The organism is Achromobacter sp. DMS1 (assembly GCF_001270295.1).
Genome location: NZ_LHSJ01000120.1, coordinates 1 through 12,084, shown reverse-complemented (window position 1 = coordinate 12,084; position 12,084 = coordinate 1). Strand labels below are relative to the sequence as shown.

At 68.9% G+C, this 12,084-nt stretch carries 9 protein-coding genes and 2 pseudogenes; 5 read left to right on the top strand and 6 right to left on the bottom strand.

Features of this window, described 5'->3' with window-relative positions:
- Positions 1-146: 146 nt before the first annotated feature.
- From AD428_RS14860 to AD428_RS14850, 3 genes are all read right to left on the bottom strand, one after another.
- Positions 147-770 (bottom strand): hypothetical protein, encoded by a 624-nt coding sequence (locus AD428_RS14860; protein WP_235490385.1) that lies wholly within the window; start codon positions 768-770, stop codon positions 147-149.
- 190 nt (positions 771-960) lie between these two features.
- Positions 961-1,566, bottom strand: coding sequence for a hypothetical protein (locus tag AD428_RS26175; RefSeq protein WP_053245682.1), 606 nt, complete (start codon positions 1,564-1,566; stop codon positions 961-963).
- Positions 1,563-2,507, bottom strand: a complete 945-nt coding sequence (locus AD428_RS14850) for a hypothetical protein (protein ID WP_235490381.1) — start codon at positions 2,505-2,507, stop codon at positions 1,563-1,565. The genes AD428_RS26175 and AD428_RS14850 overlap by 4 nt, the downstream gene beginning before the upstream one ends.
- A 142-nt stretch (positions 2,508-2,649) precedes the next feature.
- Between AD428_RS14850 and AD428_RS28020 the strand changes: the two genes are divergently transcribed.
- Positions 2,650-2,988 (top strand): hypothetical protein, encoded by a 339-nt coding sequence (locus AD428_RS28020; protein ID WP_235490377.1) that lies wholly within the window; start codon positions 2,650-2,652, stop codon positions 2,986-2,988.
- On the opposite strand, the gene AD428_RS14845 is transcribed toward AD428_RS28020, so the two are convergent.
- Positions 2,960-3,190, bottom strand: coding sequence for a hypothetical protein (locus tag AD428_RS14845; RefSeq protein WP_235490373.1), 231 nt, complete (start codon positions 3,188-3,190; stop codon positions 2,960-2,962). The two genes, AD428_RS28020 and AD428_RS14845, sit on opposite strands and share 29 nt — an antisense overlap.
- A gap of 746 nt (positions 3,191-3,936) precedes the next feature.
- Here AD428_RS14845 and pgaA point away from each other — a divergent pair.
- From pgaA to pgaD, 4 genes and pseudogenes are all read left to right on the top strand, one after another.
- A complete protein-coding gene (gene pgaA, locus AD428_RS14840) occupies positions 3,937-6,354 on the top strand; it encodes a poly-beta-1,6 N-acetyl-D-glucosamine export porin PgaA (protein WP_053245680.1) in 2,418 nt (805 codons plus the stop codon).
- Positions 6,355-6,363: 9 nt separating this feature from the next.
- Positions 6,364-8,402, top strand: a pseudogene (gene pgaB / locus AD428_RS29550) (poly-beta-1,6-N-acetyl-D-glucosamine N-deacetylase PgaB).
- A complete protein-coding gene (pgaC, locus tag AD428_RS14830; protein ID WP_053245679.1) occupies positions 8,399-9,739 on the top strand; it encodes a poly-beta-1,6-N-acetyl-D-glucosamine synthase in 1,341 nt (446 codons plus the stop codon). The pseudogene pgaB and the gene pgaC overlap by 4 nt, the downstream one beginning before the upstream one ends.
- Entirely contained in the window at positions 9,736-10,182 is a 447-nt protein-coding gene (pgaD, locus tag AD428_RS14825) for a poly-beta-1,6-N-acetyl-D-glucosamine biosynthesis protein PgaD (protein WP_053245678.1), read from the top strand. The genes pgaC and pgaD overlap by 4 nt, the downstream gene beginning before the upstream one ends.
- Before the next feature lie 28 nt (positions 10,183-10,210).
- Here the strand turns inward: pgaD and istB are convergent.
- Together istB and istA are read right to left on the bottom strand one after the other, a co-directional pair.
- Positions 10,211-10,982 (bottom strand): annotated as a pseudogene (gene istB / locus AD428_RS14820) (IS21-like element helper ATPase IstB).
- Positions 10,979-11,989: an IS21 family transposase gene (istA, locus tag AD428_RS14815; RefSeq protein ID WP_053245378.1), complete on the bottom strand. Its 1,011-nt coding sequence runs from the start codon at positions 11,987-11,989 to the stop codon at positions 10,979-10,981. Before istA ends, istB begins: the two are co-directional and overlap by 4 nt.
- Positions 11,990-12,084: the final 95 nt, after the last annotated feature.

The window sequence follows — 12,084 nt, the reverse complement described above, 5'->3', positions numbered from 1 at the left end:
CGGCGCGCGCGCCTGCGCCTCCAGGGCGTCCACCCGTTGCCGTATGTGCTCTCGCACCGCCCATGCCGCCGTGAGTCCGGCCGCCAGCGCCAAAACATAGGCGCCCGCCTTGCTTCCGTGGCCGGCAATCCGCAACCAGGCCGGCATCATGGCGACCACCTCCTGATTCTTATCGCGCTGCCCGCGTCCAGCGGCTCCACCCGCCATTGCATGCGCGCGCCGCGCCGCCGCCAGCATTGGGTATCGCCGGAAATGTCCGCCGGCAGCCAGCCGGCGCGCCGCAGACCCGTTTCGAGCATCTCGGACACGCGCTGAGCCGCGAGCTCATGCCGCCAGATCTGCTCGGTGAGGTCGTGTCCGGTTTCCTTGAGGGAAAAATCCAGCACCAGCCGCGCGCCCGTGGGCAGCCAGGCGGGAGGCACGGTATCCGGGCCGGACTCGGCGGCAATCACGGCCACCACGCCCACGCTGCGCCCCGGCTCCGCGCCTTGCAGCAGGGCCAGCCAGTGCCGATCGGCGGCCCGGCCCGAGAGAATGGCCTGCCCGGGCATTACCGCAAGATCGGCCAGGGCCGGCTGGCTGCGCGAGAGCATTTGCAGCATTGCCGGCACGGCCGCCGGCGCATCGAACGCCAGCGCCTGCGCCGGCACGCCATACAGGCGCAAGTCTTTGCCCAGGCTGGCGAGTGAGGTGCCCGGGGGCCAGGCGATCCGCTCCAGCCCGAGGCCGACGCCGGACTCAGGCAGCGGCTTGGCGGATCGCTCCGCCATGGCAGGGGCGGCGAGCGCCAGCAGAAGGATGGGCAGCGCCTGGCGCGAGCCGCCGCCGCCAGGGACAGCATGCGGGCCCTCGTCATGCCCGCGCACCGGGAGGCGCGCAGCGGGCGAGGCCGGACCGCAATGCGCCGAACGGCGGCCCTGACGCCCGCGGCAGCAGGGCGAAGCAAGAAACGCACGGTTTTCATGGCCGCCTCGCCGTCGCGACACGGCTGGACGGCATGGCGTCGGCCCAGTCCTGCACCCAGTCCAGCGACAAGGGCGCGCGCCCCCAGGGCCCGTCCATGCGGGCGACGACAGGATTCAGCGCGCGCGCGGCCGCGGACGAAGCCGATTGCGCCTGTTTCCAGCCCGCGCCGGACCCGGCCACGCGGCGTTGCCCGCTTGCGTCGTCCGCGGCATGACCCGTGCCGCCGACCACTGTGGCGGCACGCCGCACCCGCAGAAGCCCGCCGCCCGGCCAAGCTCCCAGGGCGCGCTCGGCGACGGCCCTGTGCCAACGCACCGGGCCTTGCAGCCAGTCTTGCTCGAACGCGAGAGACGGCGGCGAGTGCCGGCCGCCGCGCCCCGCCGGCGTGACGTGCGCCACGCCAGGAACGGCGGGCATGCCGCGGGCGGCGGAAAACGCGGCATGGCGGCTCTCCTCGCCGGCTTCCAGCAAGCGGAATTGCGCCGAGCCGACATGGGCCACGGCCAGCAGCAACAGGCCGAGCAGGGGCATCACGAGCAAGGCTTCCAGCACCGCCTGCCCGCCCTGCCGCGCGGCAAGACGCGGGGACGGCACCGTCATGGCAGCCTCCTTGCGCTCGCCGCTTCCCGCGGCGTGACCGCCGACAGGCGCGCCTGCCAGTAGGGCCGGAACAGCGAAGCCAGTTCGTCCTTGCCGTCGCTGCGCGGCCCCGGCCGCGAGAAATAGGTTTCGGCGGCGCTGGTGACCGTGACCGCCGGCGCGCTCGCCGATACCGCGAGGCGTATCTGCCCGAGGATGCCGTGCGGGACGCCGGCCGCGACGGACGGGGACGGCGCGCCGCTGCGCTGCTTCAGCGCCACGGCGAAGCGCAAGGCGTGGGCGTGGCGCGCGGCCTGGACCTCCCGATAGGGAGGCAGCCCGGCGCTTTTCCAGCGCGCAGCCGAGAACATGGCGAAGGAATTCGCGAGCGGATTGGTCTTGCCGCTGAAGATATCCCACGACGTCGTGTGGGCCACCCAACGCCAGAAATCCTCTTGGGAAAAATCCGCGGGCGGGTTTTCCACGTAGTCCGTTCCGGGTGGCGGCTTGGCATTGCGGCCCTGCGTGGCGCCCCAGCCCATGGCGTATTCTCGGTAGTAACAACCGATCCAGCGGTTGGAACGCAAGGCATGGAAAGACTGGGTGTCGAGCGCTCCCCAGCGTCCGTCCATGTCCAGCCATGAGAACCCGCGGCGCCGCAGCTCGTGCCTGCGCAACGGGCAGCGGTAGCTCACGGGCCAGGCGTTGCGGCGGGTGAAATCGCGACGCTGCAAAAAGCCGTAGCGCCCCGCGGCCCGATGAACGGTCTGGCGCAGGAAGCCGCCCACCTGCGACCGCGCCGCGTAGACGAAGCCGGGCCAGCCGTCCGAGAGCCAGTGCAGGGCCACCGATCCATGCGTGGAGCCTGGACCGAGATTGGCTTCGATGACCTCGCGCACGAGCTGCTCGCGCGCCCTCGGCAGATCGAGCTGCGCGCGCCGCGCCTCGGCCTCCACCACCACCTGGGCCGCGCGGTCGTGCAGCGCGAAAGCGGACGCCAGGCGCGCCCAGGGCGCCCGGCTGTTCGCGGGCCGAACCGTAGGCCAGCGCCAGCGAGGGCCCGAACAGCATGGCGATAAGACCGGCCGGCGGGTGGGCGCGCCCGTGCCGCGCCTGCATCGTCGCCGCCTGCTGCGCCGATGCGGCAAGCGTGACCAGGTGCGCCATGGCGATCTGGTGCGCCACCTGTGTTCGGTTCGCGTAGGCGAGGTAATTGAGATGGCGGGCCTGCAGCACGGCCCCGCTGTATGCCGCGGCGTCCGCGGCGTGCGTCAGCCGCGCGCGAGCCTGCGCCGTCTGGCCCAGGTGATGGAGAGCGAAAAGCGCCAGCCCGCCGATGGCGGCGAGCGCCAGGCCGGCCGCCAGCGCCTGGCCCTCCTGGAGATGGAAACGGCGGATATGCGCGGCGCTCATGTCACTTGCCGTCCGTGGCGTTGCCGGTGAACGATTTGAGCGAGCGCGCCTTGGACTGGGCGGCAGCCTTCTGCGCGGCTTGCCGTGCCGCCCGGGATTGCGCGCCGCCGTCCTCGCCGGCAAGTTCGCGCGCCATGGCCGCCGTCTGCGAGCGCACCACCTGCCCGAAATACTGGTACACGGCGATCGCGGCCACCGCCACCAGGGCCACCACCACGATGTACTCGGTCATGCCTTGCCCTGCCTGCCGCTTTGCCGGCAAATTGCGCGAGAATTCCATACCCGCCTCCGTTCGATTGATGAAGAAGCAGTGTCGGCCCGGGCCGCCGCGCCCACAATTCGTACATGCCGAGGAGGACGGATCGCTCCCGGGACGCATGCCCCCGGCGAAGCGCTTGCCGGGCGGACGGCTTCCGAACTCAAAGGGACGGATTGCGGGCACAAGACCCAGGGTTTCCCCTATTGCCCGGCCTGCCCCCCGGCAGTAGATTGAAGTCGTCCGGCTGTCTGACACCCATCGCGTGCGAAGCTGGACAGGAGCGCCCCAGACTCACCTCGAGCTGGGGCGCTCTTCATTTGCCAGGGCGCCCTTCATCCCGCGGCACGCAAGCCACTGCGCGCCGACGCCCGGCTTTTCACTGCTTGACAGTCGCCCGGCCGCAAAAGCCATAGAATCCCCAGCGTCGACGGCGCCGCAGAAGCGCCGCGATCACGCCCCACGGGCGTGGCGCGTACTAGCCACGCACTCCCTCTGCGCGAGTGCAAAAGGTCCCCGCAGCGGGCGCCGCGCACACCCTCAACAACTCAGTTCGTACCAGCCGCCGCCATGACGGCCGCAGGCGCTTGCGCTCGCATGGACGGCAGGCCGCGAACACCGATCATTTGCAACTGCGGAAGCACTAACGGATGCTTGAGAGAGGCCCCCTCGTGGCGAAGGCCGCCACATCGTCGACAAGGTCGAAAAGACGCCAGCGCGCCTTGCGCCGCCTGATCCTGTGGGCCGCATTGTCCCCCGCCATCGCGCTGGCGGGTGCCGATGGCGCCTATGACGCGCTGATCCTACGGGCAAGGGCGGGCGATTACGAGCCCGCGCTCGCCATGCTGGCCCGCAAGGGCTCCGGCCCCGGAAACCGCTATGCCTACGACCGCATCCTGATCGCCGCCTGGGCAGACCAGCCCCGTGTCGCCGTACAGGCCTACGAGGCCCTGGCCCTGCCCCGCGAATTGCCTCCGGATGTCCGGCTCGCCGTCGCCCGCGCGTACCGCGATCTGCGCCGCTGGCCCGAAGCGCTGGCGCAATACCGCGAAGGGATGAGCCGCCATCCCGGCCGCCTCGCCTTTGCGGCCGGCGCAGCCATGACGCTGGCGGATGCCGGCCAGTCCGACGCGGCGCTGCGGCAGGCCCGCATCGCGGCGGCACGCTGGCCGCGCGAGGCGGATGCCTATCTGGCGCTCGCCTATGTGCAGGCTGGCCGCAATGCGCCGTTCGAATCCCTGTACGCCGCAGACCGCGCACATGATCTGGCGCCCGGCACGCCTTATGTGCAGCGCGAGTACATCTATGCCCTGAAGCGGGCCCGGCTGGCGGGTCCGGTCCTGGATCGCGCCCGCCGGCATGCGTCGCTCTTCAGCGAGGCGGAGATGCGCGGCTTCGAGGCCGACGCGCAGGCCGAACTGGTGCGCATGGCCGACATGCCGTCGCGCGGCGAGGCCGAGCGCTATGCGCTGGCCGACCGCGCGCTTGCGCGCTACGACGAACTGATCCCCGCCTGGAAGACGCTGGGCAAGGCGGCCGAAGCCGACGTGCTGCGCGCCCGCATCGACCGCCTGCATGCCCTGCGCGCCCGCGTGCGCATGGCGGACCTGGTTGCCGAATACGAGGCGCTGCGGGCCGAGGGCGTCGCCCTGCCCCGCTACGCGCTCAACGACGTGGCCTCCGCCTATCTCTATCTGCGGCAACCGGAGCGGGCACGCGACATCTACCGCCGGGCGGCCGCCGAGGCGGACGATCCGGAAGACAGGCTGGACAACGAAACGGGCCTGTACTACGCGCTTGCCGAGAGCGAACAGCATGACGAGGCCGGGGCGGTCATCGACCGGACCCGCGCAGGCTATCCCCCCTGGCTGTACCCCAAGGGGCAGGCCGCCCGCGTGCCGAACGACCTGCACCTGGAAAGCCTGCAGACCGCCGCGTCGGCCGCGCTGCAGGCCGACGACACCCCCGCCGCCCAGGCCCGGCTCGAGGACATGGCGGCGAACGCGCCCAACAACACCCACCTGCGCACCGCGCTGGCCACGGTGTACCGCGCGCGCTCGCTGCCGCGCGCGTCCGAGCGCGAGCTGAAGCTGGCCGAAACCCTATCGCCCCGCGACATAGGCGTGGAAAACGGCCAGGGCTTCACCGCCCTGGATCTGCAGGAATGGCGCCAGGCCGAGGCGCTGAGCGCCGACACCCTCGCCCGAGCGCCGGAAGACCTGCAATCGCGGCGCCTGGCGCGCGTATGGGAGATTCACAACAAGGCCGAACTGCAGATCAGCGGCTACCGCGGGCTGGCCTCGGACAGTCCGGTGTCCGGCAGCGGCGATTTCGGCATCGATGCGGTGTTGTACTCGCCGCCGCTCGACCACGACTGGCGGGCCTACGCGGGCGGCGGCTACGCCACCGGCAATTTCGAAGAGGGCCGCGGATACTACCGCTGGCTGCGGGCCGGGGCGCAGTGGCGCGTGCGCGACCTGACGGTCGAGGCCGAAGCCTCCGCCCACCATTATGGCCACGGCGCCAAGCCCGGCCTGCGCCTGTCGGCCGCCTATGACGTCGATGATCATTGGCAAGTGGGCGCGTCCGGCGAGATCCTGTCGCGCGAGACGCCGCTGCGCGCCCTGGCCAGCGACGTGTCCTCGAACTCGGCGACCGGCTATGTCCGCTGGCGCGCCAACGAACGGCGCGAATGGACGCTTTCGCTCTCCCCTTCTCGCTTCAGCGACGGCAACAACCGCTGGACGCTCGGCCTGGCTGGCCGTGAACGCGTGTACACCGCCCCGCGCCTGAAGGTCGACCTGGAAGTGGACATCTCGGCGCAACGCAACAGCCGCGGCAGCGACGTGCCCTACTACAACCCGCGTATGGACCTGATGCTGCTGCCGGGGCTGCGGCTCACGCACACGCTGTACCGCCGCTACGAAACCGCCTGGGAACAGATCGGCACGGTGGCCGCCGGCGGCTACGGCCAGCGGGGCTACGGCGCCGGCGGCGTGCTGGCGCTGGGCTATGGCCAGCGCTACCGCGCCAACGACGTGCTCGACATGGGCGCGATGATTACCGGCATCAGCCGCCCCTACGATGGAAACCGCGAGCGCGAGCTGCGCATCGCCTTCGACCTTGCCTACCGCTTCTGAGGCCGCCCCATGCCCAGCCTGCCCATCCGTATCCTGTTCGCGGCCCTGTCGCTGCTCGCCGTCCTGGCGTTGACGGCCTGCGCCAAGGACATTCCCATGTACGTGGCCCCGGCCGACCGGCCCGTGGCGCCCGAAGACCAGCCCTGGCCGCGCAACCAGTTGCTCGCCCTGGCCTACCACGATGTCGAGGACGACGACCCCGACCAGGCCTTTCTTGGCGTGCGTAGCGACAGGCTGGCCGAACAACTGGCCTGGCTGCGCGCCAACGGTTACCAGGCCGTCACGGTGGACCAGATCCTGCAGGCCCGCCAGGGCGGCGCCCCGTTGCCCGAGCGCGCGGTGCTGCTCAGCTTCGACGACGGCTATCGCAGTTTCTACACGCGCGTGCTGCCCATCCTCAAGGCTTACCGCTGGCCGGCGCTGCTCGCACCCGTCGGCGTCTGGATGGACACGCCGGCGGGCCAGCCTGTGGACTTCGGAGGCACCCCGGAAGCGCGCGAGCGTTTCCTGAACTGGGACGAGATCCGGGAGATCTCGCGCGCCGGCCTGGTCGAGATCGCCGCGCACACCAATGCCTCGCATTACGGCGCACCGGCCAATCCGCAAGGCAACACCGAGCCGGCGGCCGCCGTCCGCGCCTATGACGCGCGCGCCGGCAGGTACGAAACCGAGGAAGAATTCGAAGCCCGCATGGGCGCGGACGTGGCCGCCATCACGGAGAAAATCCGCCGCGCCACGGGCAAGACGCCGCGCGTCTGGGTATGGCCCTACGGCGCCGAAGGCGGCACGACGCTGCGCATCGCCGGCGAGCACGGATACCAGATGGCGCTCACGCTGGAAGACGGCCCCGGCACCGTGAAACGCCTGATGTCCACGCCGCGCCTGCTCCTGGCCAGCGACCCGAGGCTGCGCTCTTTCGCCTCCAGCGTGGTGGGCATGGAAGCGCGTCCCTTCATGCGCGTGGCCCATGTCGATCTCGACTATGTCTACGATCCGGACCCGGCGCAGGCCGACCGCAATCTCGGCGAGCTGGTGCAGCGCATCCACGACTTGCAGATCAACACCGTATTCCTGCAGGCCTATGCCGATCCGGAAGGCGACGGCCTGGTGAAGTCGGTGTACTTCCCCAACCGCTGGCTGCCCGTGCGCGCGGATCTCTTCAACCGCGCCGCCTGGCAGCTGCATAACCGCGCCAACGTGATGGTATACGCCTGGATGCCGGTGCTCGCCTTCGACCTGGATCCGTCCATCGCCCGCGTCACGCGCTGGGATCCGTCCAGGCCGGACGCGCGCCACAGCCCGATCCGGATCTGTACCGCCGCCTGTCCCCCTTCGATCCCGCCGCGCGGGCCCGCATCGGCGACCTGTACGAAGACCTCGCCCGCTACGCCATCTTCGATGGCATCCTGTTCCACGACGACGCCATGCTGGGCGATTTCGAGGACGCCGGCCCCGCGGCCCTGGCGGCGTATCGCAAGGCGGGGCTGCCCGGCTCTATCGCGGAACTGCGGGCCGATCCCGCCCTGATGCAGCGCTGGACGCGCTACAAGAGCCGCTATCTGGTGGACTTCACCGACGCGCTCGCCAGCCGCGTGCGTGCAGTGCGGGGCCCGCAGATCAAGACGGCGCGCAACATCTACGCCGCCCCCATCCTGAACCCGGAAAGCGAAGCCTGGTTCGCCCAGAACCTGGACGACTTCCTGGATGCCTACGACTGGACCGCGCCCATGGCGATGCCGCTCATGGAGAACGTGGCCGAGGGCCGGGAAAACGCCTGGCTCGACGGGCTGGTCGACGCCGTCGCGCGGCGCCGTCCCGGCGCGCTGGACCGCACCGTGTTCGAGTTGCAGAGCCGCGATTGGCGTTCCGGCCCCGGCCACGCCGGCCCCGCGGAAGTGGACAGCCGCAGGCTCGCCGGATGGATGCGGCGCCTGCAACTGCGGGGCGCGCGCAGCTTCGGCTACTACCCCGACGATTTCGCACAGGATCAGCCCCGGATGCAGGACATCCGGCCCGCCATTTCCGAAGCCTGGTATCCCCTCAAATGATGGACAGACTGCTTGCCTTTCTCATTCTGTGCGCCGTGCTCGGCGCGCCTTTCGGTTTCGCCCTGGCGCTCACCGGCGAAGCCCTGCTGGCCTTCGTCTTTCTCTACCCCCTGTTCATGTCCGGCGTCTGGATGGCGGGCGGCATCTATTTCTGGCTGCGCCTGGAGCGCCACTGGCAGTGGCGCCCCCAGCGCCAGGTGCCCGACCTGCCCGGCACCCCTTTGATCTCTATCCTGGTGCCCTGCTACAACGAGGCCGGGAATGGCGAGGAAACCCTGCTCGCCGCGCTGAACCAGAATTACCCGAACGTGGAGGTCATCGCCATCAACGACGGCTCCACCGACGGCACGGCGGCCATGCTGGAGCGCCTGGCGCTCCAGCATGGCCGGCTGCGCGTCGTGCACCTGGCGCAGAATCAGGGCAAGGCCATGGCGCTGCGCATGGGCGCGCTGGCCGCCCGCAGCGAATACCTGGTGTGCATCGACGGCGACGCCCTCCTGGATCCGGACGCGGCGGCCTACCTGGCCGCGCCCCTGCTCGCGCACCCGCGCATCGGCGCGGTGACGGGCAATCCCCGCGTACGCACGCGCTCCACGCTGGTCGGCCGCATCCAGGTCGGCGAGTTCTCGTCCATCATCGGGCTGATCAAGCGCACCCAACGCGTCTATGGCCAGGTTTTCACCGTCTCGGGCGTGGTTGCGGCCTTCCGGCGCAGCGCCCTGGAGCGCGTGGGCTGGTGGAGCCTGGACATGATCACCGAAGACATCGACATCAGCTGGAAGCTGCAGCGCGACCACTGGTCGATTTTCTACGAGCCGCGCGCCCTGTGCTGGATTCTCATGCCCGAAACGCTGCGCGGCCTGTGGAAGCAGCGCTTGCGCTGGGCCCAGGGCGGCGCGGAAGTGTTCCTGAAGAACCTGCGCTCGATCTGGACCTGGCGCCACCGGCGGCTGTGGCCGCTGATGCTGGAATACTGCCTGTCCACCGGCTGGGCGTTCGCCTTCGGCCTGTCCGTCCTGCTGTGGGCGCTCAGCCATTTCGTGGCGCTGCCCAACCACATGCGCATCGCCAGCCTGCTGCCGCCCGCCTTCACCGGCATGATGCTGGCCATGGTGTGCCTGCTGCAGTTCGTGGTGAGCGTCCTGATCGACCGCCGCTACGAACCCGGCCTGGCCCGTTCCCTGTACTGGGTGATCTGGTATCCGTTTGCCTACTGGATGCTGAGCCTGTTCACCACCCTGGTCAGCTTTCCCAAAGTCATGTTGCGCCGCAAGGCCCAGCGCGCACGCTGGACCAGCCCGGATCGCGGCATCAACAAATCCACGAGTTCGCAATGATCGTCAAGACGCAACGCTCCCGCCTCGGCCTGGCCGTGGACATGCTGCTTACCGCCGCAGCCTGGATTGCCTTCTTTTATCTGTTCGGCTCCGGCATCGCCGCCATTCTGCGCGGCGCCGCGGACGGCCCCCAGGCCCCGATCCTGCCGGCGTTCCTGCCCACGATGCACACGCTGCTGGCGTACCTCGCGGTCGCCCTCGTCAACGCCGCCCTGCTCTATGGATGGGCGCTCTACAACCTGTACAGCTTCCGCGGCCTGGACCGCCGCCGCCGCGCCCCGCCCGTGGGCGACGAGCGCCTCGCCCGCAGCTTCGCCATCGGCGCGGCGCAGCTCGCCACCCTGCGGACTTCGCGCGTTGCTGTCATTCATCACGACACCAGCGGCGGAATCTGTCAACGCCGGTTGAAAACTGACCCACTTTCGTCGGAATCGTCGGAGTAAAACTGACCCACCCCGGCGTCCAAAAAACCTAGCTCCTGATCTTGATATTCCCTGCTTTGCGCTTGTCCTTGAGTCGGTAGCTTTCCCCGGCAATCTGCACGATATGGGCGTGATGCAGCAGGCGGTCGAGCAAGGCGGCGGTCAGCGTTTGGTCCTCAGCAAAGCATGAGGACCACTGACTGAAGGGCAGATTGCTGGTGACGATGATGCTGGTGCGCTCGTAGCGCTGGGCCACCACGTTGAAGAACAGATTCGCCTCCTCGCGTCCAAACGGCAAATATCCGATCTCATCGATCACCAACAGGCGCGGCCCGATGATGGCACGGTTGAAGTACTGCTGCAGCCGATCCTGTTTATGGGCGGTGGCCAACTGCATCATCAGGTCGGCGGCAGTCAGGAAGCGGGTCTTGATGCCCGCCATGACGGCACGGTAGGCCAGCGCCTGAGCCAGGTGGCTCTTGCCCACGCCGCTGGGCCCCAGGAATACGATGTTCTCGGCCCGTTCGATAAAGCTCAGAGCGGCGCAGTTCCTGGATCTGGGCACGTGGCGCACCGCTGGCAAAGGCGAAGTCATAATCCTCGATGGTCTTGACCGAGGGCAGCGTGGCAATCTTCATCAAGGCAGCCCGCTGGCGTTCGATCCGGGCGTCGTTCTCGATGCCCAGAAGGCGTTCCAGGAAGTCACCATGGCTGGCGTCCTCGCGGGCACACTGCTGGGCGATGGCCGGCCACTCGCTGCCGATACGCTCCAGCTTCAGGACGTCGCAGAATTGTTCGATCCGGTTGTGTTGGATGTTCACGCCCGCACCTCCAGCAGTTCGTTATAGACCGACAGCGGGTGCTGGAAGCTCTCTCGCGGGACAGGCCGGTGGGATCTGGCAGGCAGCAGAATGCCGTGCTGCGCAGGCAAAGGCAGCAACGCCAGGCGCTCTTCTTGGAACCGCTTGGCGGGTCGCTCCCGGGTGGTGCCGTGCAGTCGCTGATCGGCCACCTCCGTCAGCCAGCGGCCGATGTGCGCGTTGGCCGCTGTCACGTCAAAGCGCAGACCGGCCTGCTTGAGGGTCGCGGCCAACGGCACACAAAAGCTGCCCTTCAGATATCCGTTGAAGCGTTCGACCTTGCCCTTGGTCTTGGCGCGATATGGCTGGCACACACGTGGGGTGAAGCCGAACTCCTCGGCGACGGCCAGCAACCCGTTGTGCCACCGGTGGTGGCCGGGACCGTATGCATCACGCTCAATGATGATGGCCCCCGCGTTGTCGAACAGCACGTGCTGAGGCACACCGCCGAAGTAGGTGAAGGCCTGGCGCAGACATCCGAACCAGGTGTCGGCGCGCTCGTCGGTGGTGAACCGTACCCAGCTCGAACGGCTGTATCCCAGCGTGGCCACGAAGGCCATCAGTGGATCGCGGCCACGCCGGATGTGAGTGAAGTCGGCCTGCATCTGCTTGCCGGGAGGCGTCTCGAAACGAACGACCGGTTCAGGTTCCTGATGCTTGTGGGCACCCAGAAACTCCTTGAGTTGCGTCACGCCACCGGGATAGCCCAGTTCCTGGATCTCTCGCAGCAGTACGGCTGCCGGTATCCAGTGCGGTCGGGCCGCTTCGATGCGACCGCGCAGATAGTCCTTGTACGGATCCAGCTTGGTGGCCCGTGCCTCGCGGGGCCGGTACTGCTGGGCATCGGCCTCACGCAGGTATCGCCTGACCGTGTTGCGTGAGCAGCCTAGCTGCTTGGCCATCTCCCGAATGCTGACGCCGCGACGCGCCATTACCTTGATCTCCACTGCTTGCTCCTGAGTCAACATTGTCGGTGGCCAAAAAGCCACCATCATTGCCCAGGTGGGTCAGATTTACTCCGACGGGGTGGGTCAGTATTACACCGGCGCTAACAGGAATCAGC